Annotated in this window: 24 protein-coding genes and 1 pseudogene; 21 read left to right on the top strand and 4 right to left on the bottom strand. The window is 55.2% G+C overall.

Annotated elements, in window-relative coordinates:
• Positions 1-55: 55 nt before the first annotated feature.
• Together K7H21_RS16025 and K7H21_RS16020 are read left to right on the top strand one after the other, a co-directional pair.
• Positions 56-1,225: a M20 aminoacylase family protein gene (locus tag K7H21_RS16025; protein ID WP_004121206.1), complete on the top strand. Its 1,170-nt coding sequence runs from the start codon at positions 56-58 to the stop codon at positions 1,223-1,225.
• A gap of 25 nt (positions 1,226-1,250) precedes the next feature.
• Positions 1,251-2,642: an MFS transporter gene (locus K7H21_RS16020; protein ID WP_142473410.1), complete on the top strand. Its 1,392-nt coding sequence runs from the start codon at positions 1,251-1,253 to the stop codon at positions 2,640-2,642.
• On the opposite strand, the gene pspF is transcribed toward K7H21_RS16020, so the two are convergent.
• The gene (gene pspF / locus K7H21_RS16015; RefSeq protein ID WP_195322500.1) at positions 2,633-3,622 is read right to left on the bottom strand and encodes a phage shock protein operon transcriptional activator; all 990 of its coding nucleotides are present in this window, start codon (positions 3,620-3,622) and stop codon (positions 2,633-2,635) included. The genes K7H21_RS16020 and pspF overlap by 10 nt on opposite strands.
• Before the next feature lie 152 nt (positions 3,623-3,774).
• On the opposite strand from pspF, the gene pspA reads away from it, so the two are divergent.
• The 9 genes from pspA (at position 3,775) to K7H21_RS15970 (ending at position 11,231) form a co-directional block, all read left to right on the top strand.
• Positions 3,775-4,443 (top strand): phage shock protein PspA, encoded by a 669-nt coding sequence (gene pspA, locus K7H21_RS16010; protein ID WP_004121203.1) that lies wholly within the window; start codon positions 3,775-3,777, stop codon positions 4,441-4,443.
• 51 nt (positions 4,444-4,494) lie between these two features.
• Complete coding sequence (pspB, locus tag K7H21_RS16005) at positions 4,495-4,719, top strand: envelope stress response membrane protein PspB (protein WP_004101459.1); 225 nt, start codon at positions 4,495-4,497, stop codon at positions 4,717-4,719.
• On the top strand, positions 4,719-5,078 hold the full coding sequence (pspC, locus tag K7H21_RS16000; RefSeq protein WP_004101461.1) for an envelope stress response membrane protein PspC: 360 nt from the start codon (positions 4,719-4,721) through the stop codon (positions 5,076-5,078). The genes pspB and pspC overlap by 1 nt, the downstream gene beginning before the upstream one ends.
• A gap of 19 nt (positions 5,079-5,097) precedes the next feature.
• Entirely contained in the window at positions 5,098-5,328 is a 231-nt protein-coding gene (gene pspD, locus K7H21_RS15995; RefSeq protein ID WP_004101464.1) for a phage shock protein PspD, read from the top strand.
• Positions 5,329-5,361: 33 nt separating this feature from the next.
• Complete coding sequence (pspE, locus tag K7H21_RS15990; protein ID WP_049114323.1) at positions 5,362-5,676, top strand: thiosulfate sulfurtransferase PspE; 315 nt, start codon at positions 5,362-5,364, stop codon at positions 5,674-5,676.
• Positions 5,677-5,776: 100 nt separating this feature from the next.
• Positions 5,777-7,174 carry a YcjX family GTP-binding protein gene (locus K7H21_RS15985; protein ID WP_004121201.1) on the top strand — a complete coding sequence of 466 codons (1,398 nt, stop codon included), beginning with the start codon at positions 5,777-5,779 and terminating at the stop codon, positions 7,172-7,174.
• Positions 7,171-8,232: a YcjF family protein gene (locus K7H21_RS15980; protein WP_223035219.1), complete on the top strand. Its 1,062-nt coding sequence runs from the start codon at positions 7,171-7,173 to the stop codon at positions 8,230-8,232. The genes K7H21_RS15985 and K7H21_RS15980 overlap by 4 nt, the downstream gene beginning before the upstream one ends.
• 285 nt (positions 8,233-8,517) lie before the next feature.
• On the top strand, positions 8,518-10,059 hold the full coding sequence (gene tyrR, locus K7H21_RS15975) for a transcriptional regulator TyrR (protein ID WP_004121199.1): 1,542 nt from the start codon (positions 8,518-8,520) through the stop codon (positions 10,057-10,059).
• 116 nt (positions 10,060-10,175) lie between these two features.
• Complete coding sequence (locus K7H21_RS15970) at positions 10,176-11,231, top strand: AbrB family transcriptional regulator (RefSeq protein ID WP_049114321.1); 1,056 nt, start codon at positions 10,176-10,178, stop codon at positions 11,229-11,231.
• A 43-nt stretch (positions 11,232-11,274) separates the two neighbouring features.
• On the opposite strand, the gene tpx is transcribed toward K7H21_RS15970, so the two are convergent.
• On the bottom strand, positions 11,275-11,781 hold the full coding sequence (gene tpx, locus K7H21_RS15965) for a thiol peroxidase (RefSeq protein WP_004101479.1): 507 nt from the start codon (positions 11,779-11,781) through the stop codon (positions 11,275-11,277).
• 101 nt (positions 11,782-11,882) lie between these two features.
• Between tpx and ycjG the strand changes: the two genes are divergently transcribed.
• Positions 11,883-12,848, top strand: coding sequence for an L-Ala-D/L-Glu epimerase (gene ycjG / locus K7H21_RS15960; protein WP_004121197.1), 966 nt, complete (start codon positions 11,883-11,885; stop codon positions 12,846-12,848).
• On the opposite strand, the gene mpaA is transcribed toward ycjG, so the two are convergent.
• Positions 12,839-13,552: a murein tripeptide amidase MpaA gene (gene mpaA, locus K7H21_RS15955; RefSeq protein WP_004121196.1), complete on the bottom strand. Its 714-nt coding sequence runs from the start codon at positions 13,550-13,552 to the stop codon at positions 12,839-12,841. The two genes, ycjG and mpaA, sit on opposite strands and share 10 nt — an antisense overlap.
• Before the next feature lie 189 nt (positions 13,553-13,741).
• On the opposite strand from mpaA, the gene K7H21_RS15950 reads away from it, so the two are divergent.
• Entirely contained in the window at positions 13,742-15,358 is a 1,617-nt protein-coding gene (locus tag K7H21_RS15950) for a peptide ABC transporter substrate-binding protein (RefSeq protein WP_223035218.1), read from the top strand.
• Between the two features lie 92 nt (positions 15,359-15,450).
• On the opposite strand, the gene K7H21_RS15945 is transcribed toward K7H21_RS15950, so the two are convergent.
• Positions 15,451-16,014: a DJ-1/PfpI family protein gene (locus K7H21_RS15945; RefSeq protein WP_223035899.1), complete on the bottom strand. Its 564-nt coding sequence runs from the start codon at positions 16,012-16,014 to the stop codon at positions 15,451-15,453.
• A 753-nt stretch (positions 16,015-16,767) separates the two neighbouring features.
• Between K7H21_RS15945 and tssB the strand changes: the two genes are divergently transcribed.
• From tssB to K7H21_RS15900, 8 genes and pseudogenes are all read left to right on the top strand, one after another.
• Positions 16,768-17,259 carry a type VI secretion system contractile sheath small subunit gene (gene tssB / locus K7H21_RS15940; protein ID WP_142445359.1) on the top strand — a complete coding sequence of 164 codons (492 nt, stop codon included), beginning with the start codon at positions 16,768-16,770 and terminating at the stop codon, positions 17,257-17,259.
• Between the two features lie 40 nt (positions 17,260-17,299).
• Positions 17,300-18,835, top strand: coding sequence for a type VI secretion system contractile sheath large subunit (gene tssC / locus K7H21_RS15935; RefSeq protein WP_223035217.1), 1,536 nt, complete (start codon positions 17,300-17,302; stop codon positions 18,833-18,835).
• Positions 18,836-18,853: 18 nt separating this feature from the next.
• Complete coding sequence (tssK, locus tag K7H21_RS15930; RefSeq protein WP_142473406.1) at positions 18,854-20,203, top strand: type VI secretion system baseplate subunit TssK; 1,350 nt, start codon at positions 18,854-18,856, stop codon at positions 20,201-20,203.
• Positions 20,200-20,889, top strand: coding sequence for a type VI secretion system protein TssL, short form (tssL, locus tag K7H21_RS15925; protein ID WP_142445356.1), 690 nt, complete (start codon positions 20,200-20,202; stop codon positions 20,887-20,889). The genes tssK and tssL overlap by 4 nt, the downstream gene beginning before the upstream one ends.
• Positions 20,889-22,568 (top strand): OmpA family protein, encoded by a 1,680-nt coding sequence (locus K7H21_RS15920; protein ID WP_223035216.1) that lies wholly within the window; start codon positions 20,889-20,891, stop codon positions 22,566-22,568. Before tssL ends, K7H21_RS15920 begins: the two co-directional genes overlap by 1 nt.
• Before the next feature lie 2 nt (positions 22,569-22,570).
• Complete coding sequence (locus K7H21_RS15915; protein WP_001007312.1) at positions 22,571-23,062, top strand: Hcp family type VI secretion system effector; 492 nt, start codon at positions 22,571-22,573, stop codon at positions 23,060-23,062.
• 165 nt (positions 23,063-23,227) lie between these two features.
• Positions 23,228-23,491, top strand: a pseudogene (locus tag K7H21_RS29375) (Clp protease N-terminal domain-containing protein); the annotation flags it as partial.
• A 1,932-nt stretch (positions 23,492-25,423) separates the two neighbouring features.
• Positions 25,424-26,350, top strand: a complete 927-nt coding sequence (locus K7H21_RS15900) for a hypothetical protein (RefSeq protein ID WP_142445353.1) — start codon at positions 25,424-25,426, stop codon at positions 26,348-26,350.
• The last annotated feature ends 91 nt before the right edge of the window (positions 26,351-26,441 follow it).

Below are 26,441 nucleotides of genomic sequence, written 5' to 3'. Positions count from 1 at the left end.
ACAAAGATGCATAAACTCGAAAGTGTCGTGCAAACACAACACAGGAATAATAAAAATGACACACCCGATTATTGAGGCATTACAGGTTAACGAGGCGCAATTTGTCGCGCTTCGCCGCCGTTTCCATCAGCAGCCGGAAATCGGTTTTGAAGAGCATAAAACCAGTGAAGAGGTTGCCCGCCTGCTCGGCGAATGGGGCTATCAGGTTCACCGCGGTCTGGCGGGCACCGGCGTGGTCGCGACCTTAAGCGCGGGCGACGGCAAAAAACGACTGGGGCTAAGGGCGGATATGGACGCGCTGCCGATGCAGGAGATGAGCGGCAAGGCGTGGGCCAGCCGGGTCGATGGACGTTTTCACGGCTGCGGCCATGACGGCCATACCACTACCTTACTGTACGCCGCGGAATATCTGGCGCGCACCCGACAGTTTAACGGTACGCTGCAGCTTATTTTTCAGCCCGCAGAAGAGTTGCTCTACGGCGGGCGGGTCATGCTCGAAGACGGCCTGTTTGACCAGTTTCCCTGCGATGCCATTTTTGGCCTGCATAATATGCCGGGGCAGCCGTTAGGCAGAATTGGCCTGCGCGATGGGGCGATGATGGCCTCCTCAGACACTCTCCATATTGAAGTCAAAGGGGTGGGCGGACACGGCGCGGTACCGGAGCATACTGTCGACGCCACGCTGGTTGCCTGTCATATCACCCTGGCGCTGCAATCCATTGTTTCCCGCAACATCACGCCGTTTGAACCGGCGGTGGTGACCGTGGGCAGCATTCAGGCCGGTCACGCGCCGAACATTATCAACGACAAGGTGTTAATGAAGCTCACGGTGCGCACCTTAAACGAACAGGTTCGCGAGACGGTCCTGCAGCGCATTCACGATATCGCCGTCGCTCAGGCCGAGAGCTTTAACGCCAGCGCCGCCTTAACCCACGTTAACGGCAGCCCGGTTTTAAGGAACGATCCGGCTGCCAATGAGATGGTTCGCACGGTGGCAACCGCGCTATTTGGAGCGGAGCAGGTCGGCGAGGTGAAGCCGTTTATGGGCAGCGAAGATTTTGCTTTTATGCTTGAGCGCAACCCACACGGCTGCTATTTCACCCTCGGCGCCGGAGACGAGGCGGATCGTTGCATGGTGCATAACCCCGGATACGACTTCAACGATGCGCTATTGCTGAAAGGCGCCGCGCTGTGGTGCGCCCTGACGGAACACTATTTGCGTTAATCTCCGCAACGAAGAGGACCCTGCTATGAGTTCTGTATCGCTAAGCGAAGCGCAGTTCGTCGGCACCGATCGTCTGCTGGCGGGTATTGTATTGAGCGTTCTGACCTTCTGGCTGTTTGCCCAGTCGGTGATCAACGTGGTTCCGGCAATGAAAAGCAGCCTCGATATTTCGCTGGAGACCCTGACTCTGGCGGTGAGCCTGAGCGCCTTATTCAGCGGCTGCTTCGTGGTCGCCAGCGGTGGTCTGGCGGATAAATTTGGCCGCATGCGTATGACCTCGCTCGGCCTGATCCTCAGCATTGTCGGCAGCGCGATGTTGGTGCTGTCGCAGGGGCCCGCGTTGTTTCTGGCCGGGCGCGTTTTACAGGGGCTGTCGGCCGCCTGCATCATGCCGGCGACGCTGGCGTTAATAAAAACTTGGTATGAAGGCAAAGCGCGCCAGCGAGCGGTCAGCTTCTGGGTCATCGGCTCCTGGGGCGGCAGCGGGCTGTGCTCGTTTGTCGGCGGGGCGATCGCCACCGGGCTGGGCTGGCGTTGGATCTTTGTTTTCTCCATCGCGGTAGCGCTGGCGGCGCTGTTTTTGCTGCGCGGTACGCCGGAAAGCCGTAGCGCCAGCGCGCAGCAGCATAAGCTGGACATCAGCGGCCTGCTCAGCCTGATCCTGGCGCTGGTACTGTTAAATCTTTTTATCAGCAAAGGCCACGGTTGGGGCTGGACCAGCGCAACCTCGCTGGCGATGCTGGCCGGCGCGCTGGCCTCGGGGCTATTTTTTATCCGTAGCGGCCAGCGTAAAGGCGACGCGGCGCTGATTGATTTCGCGCTGTTTCGCAACCGTGCCTACAGCGCCGCGGTGTTGTCGAACTTTATGCTTAACGGCGCCATCGGTACGATGATGATTGCCAGCATCTGGCTCCAGCAGGGGCATCATCTGAGCCCGCTGGAGAGCGGAATGATGACGCTTGGCTACCTGGTTACCGTGCTGGCGATGATTCGGGTGGGCGAGAAACTGCTGCAACGCTACGGCGCGCGTTTGCCGATGATGACCGGCCCGGTCTTTACCGCGGTCGGTATTCTTCTTATCTCCTGCACCTTTCTCGATAAATCGACCTATATCGTCACGGTCTTTTTCAGCAACGTGCTGTTTGGCTTCGGCCTGGGCTGCTACGCCACCCCTTCAACGGACACCGCGGTGGTTAACGCTCCCGAGAATAAGGTCGGCGTGGCCTCGGGGATCTATAAGATGGGCAGTTCGCTGGGCGGGGCGATGGGCATTGCGGTGACAGCGTCACTTTTTGCGCTGTTTTTACCGCTCGGAATGGCCAGCGCGGCGCAGTATGCGCTGTGGTTTAACGCCGCGCTCTGCCTTGGTTCAATGGCGGTGAGCGCGCTGCTGCTTCCGCATACAGGTCAAAGCTGATGCTTTTTCAGCAGCGCCCGCAGCTGGTGGTAGGTTAGCCCCAGCAGTTCGGCCGCCTGTTTTTGATTGTACTTCGCCTGTTCGAGGCTTCTCTCGAGCAGGCTTTTTTCTTGCTCCTGCTGGAAAGCGCGTAAATCGAGCGGCAGCGTGGGGCCTGGCGTCTTCTCCACTTCGACGAGCGCCGCCGTGTGCTGCTGGCGGAAGGGGTTAATAATAATATTATCCAGCTCGCACTCGCTGCTGCCGTGGCGGTAGACCGAACGTTCAACCACGTTTTTTAATTCACGGATATTCCCCGGCCAGCGGTAGTTTTGCAGCGTTTCGGCGGCGCGTTCGCTAAAGCCGGGAAACAGCGGTAATCCGAGTTCGCGACACATCTGGATGGCAAACTGGGTGGCGAGCAGCATGATGTCGCTCTGCCGTTCGCGCAGCGGCGGCAGCTGCACCACATCAAAGGCCAGACGGTCGAGAAGGTCGGCGCGAAAAAGTCCGTCTTCTACCATTTGAGGCAGGTCGGCGTTGGTCGCGCACACCAGACGGACGTTAACCTGTAGCGGCTGGCTGCCGCCGACGCGCTCCAGCTCGCCATACTCAATCACGCGCAGCAGTTTTTCCTGCACCAGCATCGGCGCGGTGGCCAGCTCATCGAGAAACAGGGTACCGCCGTCGGCACGTTCGAAGCGCCCCGGGTGACGTTTACTGGCCCCCGTAAAGGCGCCGGCCTCATGCCCGAACAGCTCCGAATCGAGCAGATTTTCATTGAGCGCCGCGCAGTTGAGCGAGATAAATGGCCCTTGCCAGCGGGATGAGAGAAAGTGCAGGCGGCTGGCGATCAGCTCCTTGCCGGTTCCGCGCTCGCCAATCACCAGCACCGGTTTATCGAGCGGCGCCAGTCTCGAGACCTGTTCCAGCACTTCAAGAAAGCTATTGGCCTCGCCGAGCAGGTTGTCCTTGTAATCCGCCATGATGAATTTCGCCATTTAGTAGTGTGATTCACCAGGTCACTTTAGCAATGCGCTGGCCAGATAACAACCACTTCCATTAAAATCAATAAGATAAAAACTTGGCACGGCATTTGTATTAGTCATGGCACAGGCCGGTGCCTGACACCAGAACTATGAGGATTGAAATTATGGGTATTTTTTCTCGTTTTGCCGACATCGTGAACGCCAACATTAACTCTCTGCTGGAGAAAGCGGAAGATCCGCAGAAGCTGGTTCGGCTGATGATCCAAGAGATGGAAGACACGCTGGTTGAAGTGCGTTCGACCTCGGCGCGGGCGTTGGCTGAAAAGAAACAGCTAAGCCGTCGTATTGAACAGGCCGTTGCCCAGCAGGCGGAATGGCAGGAAAAAGCCGAACTGGCGCTGCGTAAAGAGAAAGAGGATTTGGCCCGAGCGGCGCTAATCGAAAAGCAGAAGCTGACCGACCTGATCGGTAGCCTGGAAAACGAAGCGCAGCTGGTGGACGAAACGCTGGCGCGGATGAAAAAAGAGATTGGCGAGCTGGAAAACAAACTCAGCGAAACCCGCGCCCGTCAGCAGGCGCTGATGCTGCGTCATCAGGCCGCAAGCTCCTCCCGCGACGTTCGCCGTCAGCTAGACAGCGGCAAGATTGACGAGGCGATGGCGCGTTTTGAATCGTTTGAACGCCGTATCGATCATATGGAAGCAGAAGCGGAAAGCCATCGCTTTGGTAAAGATAAGTCGTTGGATCAGCAGTTCGCCGATCTGAAAGCGGACGATGAAATCAGCGAGCAGCTGGCGGCGTTGAAAGCCAAAATGAATCAAAATAACCAGTAATCATCTTCGGGCGGCACCAAGACGTGCCGCCGCCATCTGCAAGGAGTTCACATGAGCATGCTTTTTCTCGCCATCCCTTTGACGTTGTTTGTGCTGTTTGTTTTGCCGGTCTGGCTCTGGCTGCATTACAACAACCGCACCGCCAGCGGCAGCCTTTCGCAGAATGAACAGCAGCGCCTGCTGCAGCTGACCGATGACGCGAAGCGCATGCGCGAGCGTATTCAGGCGCTGGAAGCCATTCTTGATGCTGAGCACCCGAACTGGAGAGAGAAATAATGGGCGGACTGGATCTGAGTAAAAAACTGTGGCGCATTCCGCAGCAGGGCATGGTGAAAGGCGTTTGTGCCGGCATCGCGCAGTATCTGGACGTGCCGGTTAAGCTGGTACGCCTGATTACCGTACTGGCAATGATATTTGGCCTGTTCCTGTTTGTCGTGGTGGCTTACATCATTCTCTCGTTTGCGCTGGATCCGATGCCGGAAAGCGAGCTGTATGGTGAAAAAACGCCGAGCAGCGGAGAACTATTGGCCGCCGCGGATAAGGAACTGGCAGCGGGTGAGCGTCGTCTGCGTGAAATGGAGCGCTACGTCACCTCTGATACCTTTTCGCTGCGCAGTCGTTTCCGCCAGCTATAACTGAAAGTTGAGGTTAATGATGAACATGAAATGGCAGCAGGCCGGGCAAAAAGTCAAACCGGGTCTGAAAATCGCGGGCAAACTGGTGCTGCTCACCGCGCTGCGCTACGGCCCGGCGGGCGTCGCAGGCTGGGCGGTAAAATCCGTCGCGCGTCGGCCGCTGAAAATGCTGCTGATGCTTGTTCTGGAACCTATGCTCAGCCGGGCGGCGCAGCGGTTTTCTAAACGTCGCGGATGGCGTATGTTATGAGTGCCTAAACACTCACACTATCAGGATGATAACATGCGAAAACTCCTTCTGGGTTTAGCGCTGGCGATGGCCTTACCCGTCTTCGCGGCGGAACACTGGATTGACGTCCGCGTTCCGCAGCAGTATCAAAAAGAGCACGTCGTCGGGGCGGTGAATATTCCGCTGGCGGATTTAAAAACGCGGATTGCGGCGGAAGTACCGGATAAAAACGATACCATTCACGTTTATTGTAACGTTGGTCGGCAATCGGGACAGGCTCAGCAGTTGCTGAGCGAAATGGGCTACACGCAGGTGGTTAACGCCGGCGGCCTCAGTGGGATAGCCAGGCCGAAAAGCGCCAGCAAATAATCGTCGGCCCCGTCGCAGCGGGGCTAATGCAATCTATTGATAATTATCTCTTTAGCCCTCATGTTTATTTCCCTCGTTCTTCAGGCACAACAGGATGGCGATGAAGCGACTCAAAACAGAATTTAACGCGCTGATCAATCGTGGGGTTGATCGGCATCTTCGTCTGGCCGTCACCGGCCTTAGCCGCAGCGGCAAGACCGCCTTTATCACCGCGCTGGTCAATCAACTGCTGAATATTCACGCCGGCGCGCGGCTACCGCTGCTTAGCGCGGCCAGAGAAGAGCGCCTGCTGGGCGTCAAGCGCGTACCGCAGCGGGATTTTGGTATTCCGCGCTTCACCTATGATGAAGGGCTGGCCCAGCTCTACGGTCAGCCGCCGGTCTGGCCGACGCCCACCCGTGGCGTCAGCGAAATCCGCCTCGCTCTGCGCTATCGCTCTAACGATTCGCTGCTGCGCCATTTTAAAGAAACCTCAACCCTGTATCTGGAAATTGTCGATTATCCCGGCGAGTGGCTGCTGGATCTGCCGATGCTGGCCCAGGACTATTTGACCTGGTCACGGCAGATGACCGGACTACTGCAGGGGCAGAGGGCGGAGTGGTCGGCACGCTGGCGACAGCTATGCGAAGGTCTGGATCCGCTGGCGCCCGCCGATGAAACCCGTCTGGCGGAGATCGCTGCGGCATGGACCGACTATCTGCATACCTGTAAGCGCGAAGGGATGCACTTTATTCAGCCAGGGCGCTTTGTGCTGCCCGGTGAAATGGCCGGCGCGCCGGCACTGCAGTTCTTTCCCTGGCCGGATGTGGATGCCGCCGGTGAGGCTAAGCTGGCGCAGGCGGGCAAACATACCAATGCCGGAATGCTGCGCGAGCGTTTTAAATACTACTGCGAGAAAGTGGTAAAGGGCTTCTATAAAGATCATTTCCTGCGCTTCGATCGGCAAATCGTACTGGTGGACTGCCTTCAGCCGCTTAACAGCGGGCCGCAGGCATTTAACGATATGCGCCTGGCGCTGACGCAGCTGATGCAAAGTTTTCACTATGGCCAGCGTACGCTGTTTCGTCGCCTGTTCTCACCGGTTATCGATAAGCTGCTGTTCGCCGCGACCAAAGCGGATCATGTGACCGTCGATCAGCACAGCAATATGGTGTCGCTGCTGCAGCAGCTGATACAGGATGCCTGGCAAAATGCGGCATTCGAAGGTATCAGTATGGATTGTCTGGGACTGGCGTCGATTCAGGCGACGCAGAGCGGGCTTATTGAGGTGAACGGCGAAAAGATCCCTGCGCTGCGAGGCCACAGGCTGAGCGACGGCCAGCCGCTAACCGTCTACCCCGGCGAGGTGCCAGCCCGCCTGCCGGGCCAGGCCTTCTGGGAACAGCAGGGCTTTCAGTTTGAAAACTTCCGCCCGCAGGTGATGGACGTTGATAAACCGCTGCCGCATATTCGCCTCGATGCGGCGCTGGAATTTTTGATCGGAGATAAATTGCGATGACCGAACCCTTAAAACCGCGTATCGATTTCGACGGCCCGCTGGAGGAGGAAAAGGCGCAAATTTTGAAGTCCGCGCGCGCGTTTGACGGCGCCGACGCGGCGAAATTCGCTCCTGCGCGGCTTGACGTTCTGCAAGAAGAAGAGGGGGCGGCGGAAGCGGTAGTGGAGTCAGCGCTGCGACCTAAGCGCAGCCTGTGGCGAAAGATGGTCAGCGCCGGGCTGGCTATTTTTGGCGTCAGCGTGGTGGCGCAGGGCGTGCAGTGGACGATGACCGCCTGGCAAACGCAGGACTGGATAGCCCTTGGCGGCTGCGCTGCCGGCGCCTTGATCGTCGGCGCGGGCGTCGGTTCGGTGGCAACCGAGTGGCGCCGGCTGTGGCGACTACGCCAGCGCGCCCACGAGCGCGATGAGGCGCGGGATCTGATGCACAGCCATGCGGTCGGCAAAGGGCGCGCCTTTTGCGAGAAGCTGGCCCAGCAGGCGGGGCTCGATCAATCGCACCCGGCCCTGCAGCGCTGGTATGCGGCAATCCACGAAACGCAGAACGATCGTGAAGTGGTGAGCTTGTATGCGCAGATCGTGCAGCCGGTACTGGATGCGCAGGCGCGGCGTGAAATCAGCCGTTCGGCGGCAGAGTCGACGCTAATGATAGCCGTCAGTCCGCTGGCGCTGGTGGATATGGCGTTTATCGCCTGGCGCAATTTACGGCTGATCAACCGCATCGCCACCCTCTACGGTATTGAGCTGGGCTACTATAGCCGCCTGCGCCTGTTTCGTCTGGTGCTGCTCAATATCGCTTTTGCCGGCGCCAGCGAACTGGTGCGGGAAGTCGGGATGGACTGGATGTCGCAGGATCTGGCGGCCAGGCTATCGGCGCGCGCGGCGCAGGGGATTGGCGCCGGTCTGCTGACCGCGCGGCTGGGAATTAAAGCTATGGAACTCTGCCGTCCGCTGCCGTGGATCGCCGACGATAAACCGCGGCTGGGGGATTTTCGCCACGAGCTGATCGGCCAGCTAAAAGAGACGTTGCAGAAGAGTAAAAGCGGCGTGGAAAAATAAGTCGCTTAAGCATTCCCGGCTTGCGGCGTGAACGCCTTAGCCGGGCTACCGTTTCACAGAAGGCTGTAACCTGTAGCCCGGCTAAGCGTAGCGCAAGCCGGGGAGAAAAACAGAAGCGATGATAGCCGCTCATCTCATCGCCATTTTTCGTCTGAGCGCATAACTTTACGGCAGAAAGGCCATTTTTCCGCCACACTGTCAATAATTGTTGACAGCTGGCTTCACGCCAGCAAATAACTGTCCTATTATTCATCCGTCATTGGCCTCTTTAGGGTGAAAACACCTATGCGTCTTGAAGTCTTTTGTGAAGACCGTCTTGGTCTGACTCGTGAATTACTCGATTTACTGGTGCTGCGCGGTATCGACCTGCGGGGTATCGACATTGACCCTATTGGCCGAATTTATCTCAATTTCGCCGAGCTGGAGTTCGCCAGCTTCAGCAGCCTGATGGCGGAAATTCGTCGTATCGCCGGCGTCACCGACGTGCGCACCGTAGCGTGGATGCCGTCAGAGCGGGAACACCTGGCGCTCAGCGCGCTGCTGGTGGCGATGCCGGAGCCGGTGCTGTCTCTGGATACCAAAGGAAAAGTCGAACTGGCTAACCCAGCCAGCTGCCAGCTGTTTGGCCAGAGCCAGGATAAGCTGCGCAGCCATCCGGTCGCGCAGCTGATTACCGATTTTAACGTCCAGCGCTGGCTGGAGAACGATCCTCAGGAGTCGCATGCGGAACACGTGGTGGTCAACGGACAGAACTTTCTGCTGGAGATCACCCCGGTCTACCTGGAAGGCGAGCACGGCGAGAAGGTGCTAACCGGCGCGGTAGCGATGCTGCGTTCGACGGTCCGTATGGGGCGCCAGCTGCAAACCATGACCATTCAGGATACCAGCGCCTTTAGCCAGATCCTCGCCGTAGGTCCGAAAATGCGCCACGTCGTCGAGCAGGCACGCAAGCTGGCCATGCTCAGCGCGCCGCTGCTGATCGTCGGGGATACTGGCACAGGGAAAGATTTGCTGGCCCACGCCTGCCATCTGGCGAGCCCGCGCGCGGGGAAACCTTATCTGGCGCTGAACTGCGGCTCTATCCCGGAAGACGCGGTGGAAAGCGAGCTGTTCGGCGACGCCATCCAGGGGAAAAAGGGCTTTTTCGAGCAGGCTAACGGCGGGTCGGTTTTGCTGGATGAAATTGGCGAAATGTCGCCGCGCATGCAGACCAAACTGCTGCGTTTCCTCAACGATGGCACCTTCCGCCGCGTCGGTGAAGATCATGAGGTCCACGTTGATGTGCGGGTGATCTGCGCGACCCAGAAAAACCTGGTGGAGCTGGTGCAAAAGGGGCTGTTCCGCGAAGACCTCTATTATCGCCTGAACGTGCTGACGCTGTATCTGCCGCCGCTGCGCGACTGTCCGCAGGACATCATGCCGCTGACCGAACTGTTCGTGGCGCGCTTTGCCGATGAACAGGGCATTCCGCGGCCAAAACTCTCAGCCGATTTAAATAGCGTACTGACGCGCTACAGCTGGCCGGGCAACGTGCGTCAGCTGAAAAACGCGATCTATCGCGCGCTGACTCAGTTGGACGGGTTTGAGCTGCGCCCTCAGGATATCCTGCTGCCGGACCACGACGTTTCTTCGCTGGCGGTTGGCGAAGAAGCGATGGAGGGGTCTCTGGATGACATTACCCGCCGTTTCGAACGCTCGGTGCTCACCCAGCTTTATCGCAGCTTCCCCAGCACGCGTAAACTGGCCAAGCGTCTTGGCGTCTCGCACACCGCGATCGCCAATAAGCTGCGCGAATATGGCCTGAGCCAGAAAAAAGGCGACGAGTAATGCTCACCAACCGTCTGCCCGGGCAGGCGGTTGGTATTTCCAGAAAAGGGCGGGGTCCAGGTGTAGAATGATTCTGTATATACTTCGTCTTTACCCTCTTTTTGGCAGGAATACGCATGCGGATCTGGCGTAGTGATTTTTTTCAATGGATGAAACTGCTGGTACTCTCCAGCGCGCTCTCTTTTATATTGTTCTGGTTTCATCTTCCCGCCGCACTGCTGCTGGGGCCGATGATTGCCGGAATCATCCTCAGCCTGCGCGGCGCGGAAATTCGTGTACCCCGTCCCTTTTTTATCGCCGCCCAGGCGATTATCGGCTGCATGATCGCCCGCAGCCTGACGCCCTCCATTTTCGGCGTCCTGCTGGCGAACTGGGCGCTGGTGCTGTTGATTCTCTTTTCTACGCTCGCTATCAGCGCGCTGGCGGGATGGCTGCTGGTGCGCTACAGCGATCTGCCTGGCGCCACCGGGGCGTGGGGGAGTTCGCCGGGCGGCGCTTCGGCGATGGTGATTATGGCCCAGGAGTACGGCGCAGATGTCCGGCTGGTGGCGTTGATGCAGTATCTGCGGGTGCTGTTTGTCGCGGGGGCCGCGGCGCTGGTCGTTCGCGTCGCGCTCGGCGGTGAAGCGCAGGAGATGACTCAGCAGGTCGCCTGGTTTCCTCCGATAAGCTGGCAGCTACCGTTCACGCTGCTGCTGACGGCGGCAGCAGGGTGGTTGGGGCTGCGGCTGCGCTTTCCATCCGGCGCGATGCTCTTCCCGATGGTGATCGGGGCGCTGGCGCAGGGGGAAGGTTGGCTGCAGCTTGAACTTCCTGAGTGGCTGCTGGCGCTGGCTTATGCCGCCGTTGGCTGGAGCGTTGGTCTAAAGTTTAATAAACAGATTTTCCTGCTGGCGCTCAAAACTCTGCCGCAGATCCTCGCATCGATTATTGGCCTGATCCTGCTGTGCGCGCTGATGGCTTTTGGGCTGACGCAGGTTTTGCCGCTGGACTTTATGACCGCCTATCTGGCGACCAGTCCGGGCGGGCTGGACACGGTGGCGATTATCGCCGCCGGTACGCGAGCGGATATGTCGTTTATTATGGCGATGCAGACGCTGCGCTTGTTCACCATCTTACTGACCGGGCCGGCGATTGCGCGCTTTATCTCCCGCTATGCGGCGCGGGAATAAAAAAGCCCCCGGTTAACGAGGGCTTACGTGGCCTGTGGCGTTATTACGCTTTTAGCGCGGCCAGGGCGGCGTCGTAGTCCGGCTCTTCGGTGATTTCATTCACCAGCTGGCTGTAAACAACCTGGTCGTTTTCATCAATCACGACCACAGCGCGCGCCGCCAGGCCGGCCAGCGGGCCCGCGGAGATAGCGACGCCGTAGTCGGCCAGGAACTGCGCGCCGCGCAGGGTGGACAGAGTCACAACGTTGTTCAGGCCTTCAGCGCCGCAGAAGCGAGACTGAGCGAAAGGCAGGTCAGCGGAAATGCACAGCACGACGGTGTTGTTCAGTTCAGACGCCAGCTGGTTGAATTTACGTACCGATGCCGCGCAAACGCCGGTATCGATGCTTGGGAAAATATTCAGCACTTTACGGGAGCCTGCGAACTGGCTCAGCGCGACGTCAGAGAGATCTTTGGCCACCAGCGTAAACGGCTGCGCTTTAGCGCCTGCCTGCGGAATGGTGCCTTGAACAGAAACGGGGTTGCCCTGGAAATGCACGGTTTGTGACATGGTTATCTTCCTGTTTACATATAGTTAACGTCGCGGCTAGTGTATGACATCCGTCAGCAGCACGGCAAATCCTTTTAATACTTACCTGCGAGGTTCAGGGAATGCGAAATCTGCGAGTCTATGAAGAAGCCTGGCCGTTACATACCCCGTTTGTGATTGCCCGCGGCAGCCGCAGCGAGGCAAAAGTCGTGGTGGTGGAAATTGAAGAGAATGGTGTCAAGGGTACAGGCGAGTGCACGCCCTATCCTCGTTACGGGGAGAGTATTGCTTCGGTGATGGCGCAGATTATGGCAATTGGCGAACAGATTGAGCGCGGCGTTTCCCGCGAGGAGATCCAGCGCCTGCTGCCGCCAGGGGCCGCGCGTAACGCCGTGGACTGCGCGCTCTGGGACTGGCAGGCGCGAAGCGTGGGTAAGAGCATCGCGCAGCTGTTGGGCGTGACGCTGCCCAACCGGGTGGTGACGGCGCAAACGGTGGTTATCGGCACGCCGGAGCAGATGGCGGCCAGCGCGGCGGCGCTGTGGGAAAAAGGGGCTACGTTGCTGAAAGTGAAGCTTGACGATCATCTGATTAGCGAGCGGTTGATTGCCATTCGTGAAGCGGTTCCGCAGGCCACGCTCATCGTGGATGCTAACGAAGCCTGGCGCGGCGATGGCCTGGCCGAGCGTTGCCAGCTGCTGGCGGATATCGGCGTGGCGATGCTGGAACAGCCGCTCCCGGCTGGGGCCGACGAGGCGCTGGAGAATTTTATCCACCCGCTGCCCATTTGCGCCGATGAGAGTTGCCATACTCGCGACAGCCTGGCGGCGCTGCGCGGCCGCTATGAGATGGTCAATATCAAGCTTGATAAGACCGGCGGCCTGACCGAAGCGCTGCTGTTGGCGCAGGAGGCGGAGCGCCTGGGATTTGCGCGGATGCTGGGCTGTATGCTGTGTACTTCCAGAGCCATCAGCGCGGCGCTAGCGCTGGCGCCACAGGTCCGTTTTGCCGACCTCGATGGCCCGACCTGGCTGGCGGTGGACGTCGAGCCGGCGCTGCATTTCAGCACCGGCGTGCTTCATCTTTGAGAGTGCCAGTGCAGCAGGTCCGTCATTGCCGCCAGGTATTTATCCGTCGCCTCGTCGGCGGATATCGGCGGGAATTCGGCGGTAATGCAGGGCAGGCCGATATCCGCGCACCAGCTGCCAAAGGAGCCGGGCGTTTCATAGCCGACGCTGCCCACCAGCGGCAGGCTAAACGCATCGGCGAGCCATTGACCCAGTTCGCTATGGCCGGGATCTTCAATACAGGCCAGCGGATCGTGAAACGAGACCACCCACGCGGGGTGGATCTGGTGGATAAGCTGGCACAGCGCCTGGGTTTCCGGTTCTGAGCCGGGTTTTTCGCCGGTGAGCAGAACCACATCGCGCTGTTCCGCCGCGCTGTTCCAGCGATAAACCGTTTCGCCTTCTTTCCAGTTCGCCGCCGGAAAATTCCGGTTCAGGTCGATCCCGCGCGCGTTAGCGCGCAGCCCCAGCTGGCAGCCGTCCGGGTTGACCGCCAGCACCACATGATGACGGCGCAGCTCGGGTTTGAGCGTACGCAGCGCGCAGGAAAGCGTGACTATGGATGAGCCTTCATCGCCGTGGGTTCCGGCAAGGATCAGGCCGCTACGGCTATCGGCCAGCGGCGCCGGGAACCACAGCAGCGGCGCGCCAAGGTGAGACTGGCCGTAGCGTTGTGTTCCTGGCGGAAAATCACCGCGCTGAGGGCGAGGACGAGAAACGGGCATAGGGCATCCTGTTATCAGGTTATTTTTCAGCAGTGTTGTGTAAAACCGTCCCGGAATCAAATAGTTTCCAGCGATAGTGAAATCAGCATAGACGTCAACTTTCTTTCACAAGCCGTTTGCAATTTCAGGTGATGAAACAAATAATTATCGCACTGCCAGCTCTGGTTTTTTTATTTTAAAGGGGATCTTATGAAGTATCCTGTCACATTGACATGCGGCGCGCTGTGGTTAGCCAGCGTCTCTTCTCTTGCCTGGGCGGCTGATGTCCCGCCGGGCACTGTTTTAGCCGAAAACCAGGTGCTGGTGCGGCATATTAAAGACGAGCCCGCCTCCTTAGATCCCGCGAAAGCCGTCGGTCTGCCTGAAATTCAGGTTATCCGCGATCTTTTTGAAGGTTTAGTCAATCAGGACGAGAAAGGCAACCTGATCCCGGGCGTGGCGACTCGCTGGCAGAGCAATGATAATCGCGTCTGGACATTTACCCTGCGCGATAACGCCCGCTGGTCCGACGGAACGCCGGTAACGGCAGAGGATTTTGTTTATAGCTGGCGGCGGCTGGTTGATCCCAAAACCACATCCCCGTTTGCCTGGTTTGCTGCGCTGGCCGGAATCGCTAATGCGCAAAATATTATTGATGGTAAAGCCGCGCCGGATACCCTCGGCGTTACCGCCGTTGACGCGCGTACCTTGCGCGTGCAGCTGGATAAACCGCTACCGTGGTTCAGCAATCTGACGGCCAGCTTTGCTTTCTATCCGGTGCAAAAAGCTAACGTGGAGAGCGGCGACAACTGGACGCGTCCGGGAAGCCTGATTGGCAACGGCGCGTATGTCCTAAAAGATCGCGTGGTGAATGAAAAGCTGGTAGTGGTCCCCAATACGCACTACTGGGATAACGACAAAACGGTGATCCAGCAGGTCACATTTACGCCCATTAACCAGGAATCAGCGGCCACCAAACGTTATCTGGCCGGCGATATCGATATCACCGAGTCGTTCCCGAAAAATCTGTATCAGAAGCTGCTGAAGGATATACCGGGGCAGGTTTATACTCCGCCGCAGCTGGGAACTTATTATTACGCCTTTAACACTCAGAAAGGGCCAACCGCCGATGAGCGCGTCCGCCTGGCGCTTAGCATGACTATCGATCGTCGTCTGATGGCGGAGAAAATTCTGGGTACCGGCGAGAAACCGGCCTGGCGCTTTACTCCGGATGTGACCGCAGGCTTTACTCCGCAGCCGACGCAAATCGAAAGCATGAGCCAGGCCGAACTGAATGCCCAGGCGAAAGCGCTGCTGCAGGCGGCGGGCTACGGTCCGAACCGTCCGCTGAAGCTGACGCTGCTGTACAACACCTCGGAGAACCACCAGAAGATCGCGATTGCGGTGGCTTCCATGTGGAAGAAAAATCTGGGCGTCGACGTGAAGCTGCAAAACCAGGAGTGGAAAACCTATATCGACAGCCGCAATACCGGCAATTTCGATGTGATCCGCGCCTCGTGGGTGGGGGATTACAACGAACCGTCGACTTTCCTGTCGCTGCTGACCTCAACCCATAGCGGCAATATCTCCCGTTTCAACGATCCGGCCTACGACAAAATTCTGACCCAGGCGGCGCTGGAAACGTCGGAAAAAGCGCGCAATGACGATTACAACGCGGCGGAAAAAATCATTATGGCGAAAGCGCCCATCGCGCCGGTTTATCAGTACACCAACGGGCGTCTGATTAAACCATGGCTGAAAGGGTATCCGATAGCCAATCCGGAGGACGTGGCCTATAGCCGCACAATGTATATCGTGAAGCACTGATGGTACTGACATTTAAACCCGTAGCTGGCGCGATTTTAGCGCCAGCTCCTCCTTCAAATAATCTTCATCGAGGCAGTTATCCGGTTGTTTTTTTACCGCAGCAATTCGGCAAATTTCGCCAGCCATTGCGGATGGGCGGGCCAGGCAGGGGCGGTCACCAAATTGTCGTCAATATGCGCCTGATCGATACCGATGTCGGCAAAATGTCCGCCGCTGAGCCGCACTTCCGGCGCGCAGGCCGGATAGGCGCTGCAGGTGCGGCCTTTTAATACCCCCGCAGCCGCCAACAGCTGAGGGCCGTGGCAAACGGCAGCAATAGGTTTACGCGCTGCGTCAAATGCCTGCACCAGTTTAAGTACTTCCGCATTCAGGCGCAGATATTCTGGCGCCCGTCCGCCGGGGATCAACAGCGCGTCATAATCCGCTTCTTTCGCGCTTGCAAAATCGGCGTTGAGAACAAAGCGGTGGCCGGGTTTCTCGCTGTAAGTCTGGGCGCCGTCAAAGTCATGGATGGCGGTCATAATGTAGTCGCCTTTGATTTTGTCAGGACAGATCGCATCAACCTGATGACCAATCATTTGTAGTGCCTGAAAGGGCACCATGGTCTCGTAATCTTCGGCGTAATCGCCCACCAGCATCAGAATCTTTTTGCCCATCATATTCACTCCTGTATGAAGAAAGGTGTCTAAGATATAGCCTGGCGGGAGAGGGAATGCGAACCGCAACTCGGCTCTGGACAACAAAACAATGAATCCGCAGCTGTAATCCTTTACGACCTGGCTGGCGGCAGGCGGGCGCGCCGCTTTCGAACGGGCGCAGGGAAGGGATTAATGAGCGATGAGCATTATTGTCTGCCGTATTTAAATATACCGGGTGAATGGATTACTAATATTTCATTGCGCTCACTGAGTCTTAATGCCTTGTCAGGTCTAATAATCAAAGGGGAATATTTGAGGGGGATTATTTGTGGTTTTTATACCAATCCTGTCTGACATTTTTTATGACTATATTAACGTCTGGTTCAGGGGAACATTCATGGCTTGCAAACGATAAAAAAAGAATTCGATCTTTATTTCTTTTGTCAGGCGTATTTTCAGCGATGGAATAATAATTATTACCGTTACACATTGATTTTCATCAATTGAACAGATGTGTTGAGATGTGAATTCATTATCTATTCATAAGGCGGGCGTAAATCCTTTCTTTATTGTAAGTAAACGCTGGGTATTTCATATTGGTTTTGTTCGTCTGATACTTTGGTTTTTACATTTTGATTAAAATCCTTAAGGGAAGTCTTATATTGGACTTTCGAACTGACGGGTTGATATTTTCTGATGCTTTGCTCTACTATGGCTTTGTCATCAAACGTCGTTATTTTTAACAAATATTCCTCAAGGGAAGGGACCGCTATGGCTGATAGTTTCCAGAATGAAGTGCCAAAGGCACGCATTAATTTAAAGCTGGCTCTGCATACAGGGGGCGCGCAGAAAAAAGTCGAGCTGCCGCTGAAGCTTCTCACCCTCGGTGATTTCAGTAATGGTAAAGAGGACCGACCATTATCTGACAGAGAAAAAATCAATATCAACAAAAATAACTTCAACAGCGTCCTTGCGGAATTCAACCCGGAAATAAACCTGACCGTGCAGAACACGCTGGCCGGAGACGGCACGGAGGAAAGCATTAAGCTGAACTTTGCTGATATGAAAGACTTCGAGCCTGAGCAGGTTGCCCGTCAAATTCCGCAGCTTCGCGCCATGCTGGCGATGCGTAATTTATTACGTGACCTCAAATCCAACCTTCTGGATAACGCCACTTTCCGAAAAGAGCTCGAAAAGATACTCAAAGACCCGGCGCTGTCTCAGGAATTACGCGATGAAATGAGTGCACTGGCCCCGAAATAAACGGCGTGCGTTATTTAATGGATTAACCGGGAATATGCTGATGTCTGTAAATACTGAAACCGCCTCTACGCATGGGCAGACCGCTGTACTGGAAAAAGAGGGCGTTTACGCCTCCCTGTTTGAAAAAATCAACCTGACCCCGGCGTCCCGCCTGGGGGATATTAACAACTTTCTGGATGATGCCGCGCTGTCTGACGCCCCGGCGGGCGAACGTCTGACGGCGGCGATGCAGGTGTTTATGGACTGCATCCGCAAGTCCGGCCAGCCGGTGGAGAAGCTCGACAAAACCCTGATCGATCGCCATATCGCGGAACTGGACTACCAGATTAGCCGCCAGCTGGATGCGGTCATGCACCACGAAGCGTTCCAGAAAGTGGAATCCCAGTGGCGCGGTCTGAAGCAGTTGGTGGACAGCACCGACTACCGACAGAACGTGAAAACCGAAATTCTGGACGTCTCGAAAGACGATCTACGTCAGGACTTCGAAGACGCGCCGGAGCTGATCCAGAGCGGCCTCTACTGGCACACCTACACCGCAGAGTACGACACCCCCGGCGGCGAGCCCATTGGGTCGGTGATCTCCGCTTACGAGTTCGACGCCAGCCCGCAGGACGTGGCGCTGCTGCGCAACATCTCTAAAGTCTCAGCCGCGGCGCATATGCCGTTTATCGGCGCCGTCGGTCCGGCCTTCTTCCTGAAAGATTCCATGGAAGAGGTCGCCGCCATCAAAGATATCGTCAACTACTTCGACCGCGCCGAATACATCAAGTGGAAATCCTTTCGCGACACTGACGATGCGCGCTATATCGGTCTGGTGATGCCGCGCGTGCTGGGCCGGCTGCCGTATGGTCCGGACACCGTGCCGGTGCGTAGCTTCAACTACGTCGAGCAGGTGAAAGGCCCGGACCACGAGAAATACCTGTGGACCAGCGCGTCGTTCTCCTTTGCCGCCAACATGGTGAAAAGCTTTATCAATAATGGCTGGTGCGTGCAGATCCGCGGCCCGCAGGCGGGCGGGGCGGTGAAAGATCTGCCGATCCACCTTTATGATCTGGGCACCGGCAACCAGGTGAAGATCCCGTCAGAGGTGATGATCCCGGAAACCCGCGAGTTTGAGTTCGCCAGCCTCGGTTTTATCCCGCTGTCGTACTACAAGAATCGCGACTACGCCTGCTTCTTCTCGGCGAACTCCACCCAGAAGCCGGCGCGGTACGACACCGCCGACGCCACCGCCAACAGCCACATCAATGCCCGCCTGCCGTACATCTTCCTGCTGTCGCGCATTGCGCACTACCTGAAGCTTATCCAGCGAGAAAATATCGGCACCACCAAGGATCGTCGTCTGCTGGAGCTGGAGCTCAACACCTGGGTTCGCGGCCTGGTCACCGAGATGACCGACCCGGGCGACGAGCTGCAGGCCTCTCACCCGCTGCGCGACGCGAAGGTGGTGGTGGAAGACATTGAGGACAACCCGGGATTCTTCCGCGTGAAGCTGTTCGCGGTGCCGCACTTCCAGGTGGAAGGGATGGACGTCAACCTGTCGCTGGTTTCTCAAATGCCGAAAGCCAAATCGTAAGGCGAGGGGAAATCAGGGATGAAAATTTATCGTCCACTGTGGAATGAGGGGGCTTTATTGTCTCCTCAACAGTTCCAGCAGCAGGCTGAATGGGAGTCTTTTCGCAGTGCCGGCGTATCAGCGCTGGCATCCCCATTCCCCTGGGGTGTGGAAAAGATTGAGTTTAATGACACTCTTCTTTCGTCCGGCCTGATCCAGATTACGCAGTTACGCCTCTGGCTAGAAGATGGAACTCTTATTGATGCGCAAAGGAGCGATCTGCCTCCGGCGCCGCGTGAGTTAGATGCCAGCCAGCTGGCTGGCCGTGATGCGGTAACTGTCGTCATTGCCCTGCCTCACATGCAGCCAGGTGTGATCAACATTGAACTGGAAGGCGTCAATTCAGATCGGCCGCTTCGCTATCGCGAAGAGTGGGTGACATTGCAGGATGCCTTTGGCTCTGAAGAAGAGTCCATGGCCGTTGCCCGGTTTAATTTCACCATCCGGTTTGCCCATGAAAGCAATGATTCCTGGAAAGTCTGCCCGGTAGCAAGACTGATCCGGGATGGGCAAAATGCGTGGCGACAGGATCCGTCTTTTATTCCTCCAGTCGCCTCATTTGGGGCAAGCCCGGTCCTTCGCGAACGTCTGGTGTTGCTCAATCGCCAGTTACGCTCCCGACGCCAGCGTCTGATGACTATGCGTCGTGAAAGCAACGAAAGGCTCGCCGATTTTGCCGTCGCCGATGTTTCCCTTTTCTGGTTGCTGAATGCACTGAATTCTCACGCCAGAGTGCTGACAGAATACGAACGTTTTCCTTCCCGTTCACCAGAACAGGTGTGGGCGGAGCTCGCTCGTCTGGCAGGCAGTATGCTGACTTTTTCTCTGGACCATGATCTTGACGCCATACCGGGCTATGACCACGAGGAACCGGCCAACGCATTTCCACCGCTGTTTGACCTGATAACGGGTTTGCTGGAAGCGAGTCTGCCATCCCGGGTCATTGCTCTGGAAATGTCCCGACCGGACGGACAGACCTGGAAGGCCAGCCTCCACGATATCCGCCTGCGTGAAGAGGCCGACCTTTATCTCTCTGTGCGCTCGGATATTCCGGCCTGGCAGGTCGCCGAGAAATTCCCTGCACTCTGTCAGGCGGGTTCACCTGATGATGTCCGCGAGATCTATGGTGTGGCACTCAAGGGGATCCCTTTGATCCCGGTGAGCAGGGTCCCGGCAGCGTTACCTGTACGCATGGAAAACCAGTACTTCGCCCTTGATATGGAAAGCCCCGCTGCGCATGAAATGCAGGAGCAGGGGGTGTGTATGTTCTATGTGCCTGAGTTACTTGGTGCCCTGGAACTAGAACTGTTTGCGGTATTGCGCTCATGAGACAGGATATCGATATCGACCAGCTGATGACGGAGACGTGGCTCACCGTCACCATGCTTAAGAAAGGCGCCGTCACGCTTGATGGTACTGCGCTTTACAATAAATGCGTTAAACAGGTTGAAAGTGTGCGGGAAGCGCTGGAGCGTGCTGGTTATGACGACGCCAGTGTGGAGCATATTTCCTACGCACAATGTGCCCTGCTGGACGAAACGGTGATGAGCCGCAAGCCCGAACAAGGCGAACAGGGGGAGGCGCCGAAAGTTGATGAAGGCCAGGCGGCCTGGCGTAAAGCTCCGCTGCAGGCCCGTTTTTTTGGCTCACTCCGGGCAGGTGAAGCGTTATGGGATCGCATTGCAGAGATTCTGCGTCAGCCCTCACCGAATCCGGCCGTTTTAACCTGCTATCACCGTGTGATTGCGCTGGGCTTTCAAGGATTATACAGCCTGAAGGCGGTCAGCCAGTCGCAGCGGGATGAGGTAGTGAAAGCCCTTTCCGAGCGGGTTTCTCCGCCTGATGCAGACCTGTCTCTGGTTGTTCACCGGATGGGGAAACATCGCTGGAGTCTGATACGCTCAGTCTGGTTCTGGATAGTGCTCGCCGTCATTCTTACCGGGGTTATCTGGTGGGGGGGCCATCTGTGGCTTCAGGCTCTGTTGTCAGCACAAATACCGGAGCTGCACGGCTAATGCGTAGATCAGTCATCATTCCGGTAGCCCTGCACACCTTAGCAGCCGTTGCCACGGTGCTGTGGTTGCTGTGGTATTTCATCCCGGCTGGCAACGTTTTTAAAGGCCTGATCACTCTGCTGATTCTCCTTCTGGCAGGCTGGTATGTTTTTAAAAATCTTCGGCGTGAGGAGCCAGTATCCGACGTTACCCTCCCGGCTGCTGAACTGCCATTACACGACACCCGGGGACCCGTTGTACTGGTGTGTGGTGACATGCTGGAAGCGTTGTTTCCGGGAAGTCCTCTGCGTAAAACAGCCCAGGGATGGTGGCTGCGGGCCGGTGACGTCAACCGGTTAACCGACGTTGTCCGCAGTATCCAGACGCAATTCCCGCGCCAGGTCGGTCAGCTCTCGGTGATGTACCGCTGCCTGCCAGATCATCATCAGGATGACGCCGTTCTTCGTTCCACACTGAAAACGCTCCGCCAGCAGTGTAAACAGATTAAATCCCTGACGGGTTTCACACTGCCTGTTGTGTTGAGTGCAGAATTTTCCGGGCCTGAAACGCCCTGGATAATCGTTCGGGATGATAAGCCGATTGTCTGTCCGGTAAATGATTCGCAGCAGGCTTTTATCGACTGGCAGCAGGCGGAAGACAATATCCTGGCGCTGCCAGCGGTCAGTCAGGCATTTGCCTTTGTTCGTAGTACCCTGACTGATGAGCTGGAGAAACCTGACCGGTTGATGCCGCCTGTGCGCGCATTTTCCGTGGCCATGCGCCTCGGCGTAGTCAATCCAGAGATTCAGTCCGTCTGGTATGGTTGGCTCTATTCCCGCACCTGCTTGCAGTTTTCCCGAGAATCCGGGCATTCAGTTCCGACAGGTTTTTTCCCGGATTCTGTTCTGCCCCTTCTGGCGCCGTTTGCGTCGATGGTACAGGGGGGGCAGCGTACCCGTCATCTGGTTCTGCTGATGTTGCTGTGCATTCTGACGGCGTTGGGTATTTCTGCGCTCAATAATCGTGACCTTATCCGTCAGGTGAGTACCGATTTACAGCGCTGGAATGCCATTCCCATGGATCATTACCGGCCTAAAGCGGAATCACTGGCCGCGCTGAAACAGGATGCGCTCCTGCTTGAACGCTGGCAGCGTCAGGGAGAGCCTTTACGTTACAGCCTGGGTTATTACCCGGGGCAACGCCTGTGGCTGGCCTTGCAGCAGGCTATCGATACCTGGACACCTCCACCCGCCCCTAAACCGAAACCGGTAACGAAAATTGTACGACTCGACAGCATGTCGCTGTTTGATTCCGGCAAATCGGCGCTCAAAGATGGCTCAACCAAAATACTCGTCAACGCACTGGTGGGGATCAAAACCAAGCCAGGTTGGCTGATCGTGGTCAGCGGCCACACAGACAATACCGGTAGCATTCAGCTCAACCAGACCCTGTCTTTACAACGGGCTGAGGCCGTCCGTAACTGGATGCGTGATACCGGGGACGTATCGGAAAGTTGCTTTGCCGTGCAGGGTTACGGTGACAGCCGACCGATTGCATCAAACGATACGCCTGATGGTCGCGCGCATAACCGGCGTGTCGAGATCAGCCTGGTACCGCAGGCTGACGCCTGTCGTCTGCCAGGCGCAAAGCACACGTCACAGGATGTACGTGACGTTTCAACTCAAGAAATGGAGAAGTAAACATGGCAATCCCAGTTTATCTGTGGCTGAAAGACGACGGCGGCGCTGACATCAAAGGTTCCGTAGATGTGAAAGATCGCGAAGGAAGCATCGAAGTTGTTGCTCAGGAACACACCCTGTATATCCCGACGGATAACAACACTGGCAAACTGACCGGAACCCGTATACACACGCCGTTCCTGTTTACCAAAGAAATCGACTCTTCCAGCCCGTATTTGTACAAAGCGGTGACCACCGGTCAGACCCTGAAGTCTGCTGAGTTCAAGTGGTACAAAATCAACGACGCCGGTCAGGAAGTTGAATATTTCAACACCAAACTGGAAAACGTCAAGCTGGTGAAAGTCGCACCGAAAATGCACGACATCAAGGATGCTTCCTTCGAGAAGCATAACCACCTTGAGCAGATCGAGCTGCGCTACGAAAAAATCACCTGGACCTACAAAGACGGCAACATCATTCATTCCGATTCCTGGAACGAACGTACCACGGCGTAAGCCCCTGGCGGACAGACTCCTCTCTGTCCGCCATTTTTGTTTTGCTCCGCACAGCGCCTGTCAGACGGACTCTTTGCAGAACAGTCTCACAATTTATCGGCATGAACCTTATGGGCATTGGTTGACGGCCAGGGGCGGTAGCGTGCCTGAACAAGAGGGAACGACATGGAACATCATTCAGCAGTCCTGCTACGACGACTTAACCCTTATTGCGCCAGAGCACTGGAGGGGGCGGCTTCTTTATGTCAGACCCGAGCACATGCAGAAATTACGCCAGAGCACTGGTTGTTAAAGTTGCTGGAGCAGGGAGAAGGTGATCTGACCGTTCTCGCTCGCCGCTATGAATGGGACATGGATGCCGTCTGGCAGTCACTCCTGAGCTGGCTGGATGCGCAGCCTCGTTCAGTTCGCACCCGACCAGAGCTCTCTGCGTCCCTTCACAGTGGCATACTGTTACGCCAGTATAAAAACGGGCAAAATGGGTTACCCGATGGGGCGCCGGACAAAGGGGAGTCCGGGACATATCCTGCTCCGGCAAAAACGAGAAAGAGCCTGAAGGCGGGCGACCGTTTTGTATCCTCCCGGACGGGGCGTTTTTACGTCACGCAGAATGGCATAGCCACCCTGACAACCTTTGGTCTGGTCCGTTTACTGAAAGATGATGTTCAGGGCAAAGAACAGTACTGGGTAACGCTGGATCCGGAACTGGTGGAGCCGGATGGTGAAATACAGGGGCTGATGCCGGAGTGGATGCAGAGAGCGAAACAAAAAGGCGTTTTTGACTCTGTAGTGCTAACGGGCGAAACGGAAGAATGGAAGGCCAGTGCCGGAACGCCTGTCGGATTTATGGGATGTATGGAATCGCCTGGTGAAGGAAATAACCTGCTGGATAAAGAGTGGTTCGCGCATCTGGAGGTGCTGAGTACAGACCGGAACATGCCGGGATTTTTAGCCAACCCTGAAAAAGTGGAAGGTGATAAACGCTCCATTCTGGCGGCAAAGGGAAAAGCCCTGTTTATCCGGCAGGATACGACGGGACAACCTGTCTTTACAGCGACATCAGCACGACTGAGCGCACAGTGCCTGCTTCCCCGGAAGTCGGCAACGCCTGTTACGGATGAAGCGCAAAAAGGGTGGTATAAGGTCAGCGGAAGCGGCTGGCTCCCGCAAAGTGATGTGGAGGAAGTGAGTCAGTACGACCTGCTGAAACTCGGGTTTCAGGCGCTGGAGGAAGACAGTGGCGGTGATGTGATTAACAGTCCGTATGAAAGCTGGGTTCCTGCGGCGTTTGGCGCGATAAGCCAGGCTGCGGAACAGGGAGCCGATTATCAGTACGGCCTGGTGCCGCAATTCTATCGTGATCTGATGGCTGAGATAGACTGCAACCGTGATGGAAAAGTGACGGCTGAGGAAATCAGGCAGGCGATGGCAGTGTGTGATCCGCTGGTGAAGGCTGTGGTAAACCGGCTGGTAGTCAAACATCACAGCGAATGGTGTGGTGGCCGTTCGACAGGGCGCTGGGAAGGATTTTATAAGGATCTGGATTCGCTGGAAGTGAAATACTGTGAGAAATGGCAGGCAGATCTGGAATGGATGAGTAAGGTGCCGCCATTTAATAAGGATGAGGCGGTGTGGCACTTTCATCCGGTGGTGTTTTTGGATTCTCTGAAAGATAAATCAGAACTAATTAATGTTGATACTTTTATTGCCCAGTATGAAAACGAACATGTTTCCTTTGCTCCGGGTACGCCGATTCTATCCCAAGGTTCAAAAAATAACTTGCGAGAAATTTTGGAAAGTATAAATGAATTTTACCCTCACCATATGGAGTATATGCCGAATTTATATGGTATTTCGTATATGCTAGCTACTGCGAGGCATGAGACATATTATTTTCCAACCGGTGAGTATTTTAGTGAACAGCCAGAAGTAGGTAGTGTGAGTTATTTTAATAAATACGATCCAGTACTTGCTGTAACACAAGCATTAAAGAAGAGAGCAATAGCTAACGGCAATGCGCAGCAGGGGGATGGATATAAGTATCGAGGTAGAGGTTGTGTGCATCTTACCTGGAAAAATAACTATCAGAAAGCGAAAGATAAATTTGGAGTGGATTATGTGAATCAACCAGAACTTGCAGCTGATTTTAAACATGCTGTGCCAATTATGATTTGGGGTATGGAGGAAGGTATATTCACTGGAAAAAAAACTCTCTATGTACATAAGCAATAGAGAAATGGATTATGAAAATGCTCGGAAAATTATCAATGGCAGTGATCAAAAAATATTAATAGCTTCTTACGCCAAGAAATTCCAATCTATTTTAGAAAATACATCCTCTATTCCCCATGGACTTTAAACATGAATAAATATATTTTCTTGTTAATGTTTTTTTTTAGTGGATGCTCCATGCTTAGTTTTGCGGATAGCTCGGTAAGTTATGGGTATGATAAATTAAATAATTTAATTTATGCACAAAAAGACGGTAAAAAACATGCATTGAAATTTAATGAGGATTATGCGGGTAATCCATCCTATTTATTTGATTTTTTCTCAGGTTCTCCTGCAATTATAGCTGATAGCAGATCTCTTCATGACTCTACCGTTTATGCTACATTGAAATATAGCGAAAATAAATTCATCATTGATTGCTTGTATTTAAGTGTAAAAAGTAAAAAGAATGGGATCTTAGCTAAAGAGGGTGTTTGTAGTTTAGATATGTCGCCAGCGAAAAATTACGCTAATTTTATTGAGGGCAAAGTAGGTAAAACTGAAAGTGACATAGATTCTATAGATACAGGCTTAATCTTAAGCGGCAAGGAAAAATATCTACCTATTGTTATGTATAATAGCAAAAATAAACTGATATACCAATTGTATAGTAATAAGCAAGCATTGTTGGATGGCGATTATTCAATTTTTTCTTTAAATAGCGACGGTGCGTGTGAGGTTTTTGTGAATTCTCCATGGGTTATATACAACAAGGAATTAGAGGGGGTTGACATTATGAGTGAGAGAGTTTTAGATGGTAAGATTGAATTAAATAAAGCAGTCCCAAAGAAAACTGATGCTAATCAATGCTCATCGTACCCAGCGATAAGTGTCATAAAACCTAAATCCTATTTTTATGACTCCTCGTACAGAATTAAAAAATCTTACCTTGTTAAAGGAGATAAGGTTAACTTGTTATCTATTAGTGAGGATGGTAAATGGTGTAAGGTAAGATATATTAGTATTAAAAATATAGCTACTGATGACATCATGTTGTGTGCGGATCTAAGTATTTAGTTTATTCTCACTGTCTTTTTTGTTTGAGCGTCATTTGGACAACAGCTGCGCTACAGCAGCAGCTTTGTGCTGGTGAAATCGCAGCATAAAC

The sequence above is a fragment of the Klebsiella sp. CTHL.F3a genome (genome assembly GCF_019890895.1).
GTDB lineage: Bacteria > Pseudomonadota > Gammaproteobacteria > Enterobacterales > Enterobacteriaceae > Klebsiella > Klebsiella grimontii.
This window is presented reverse-complemented; position numbering and strand designations above follow the sequence as displayed.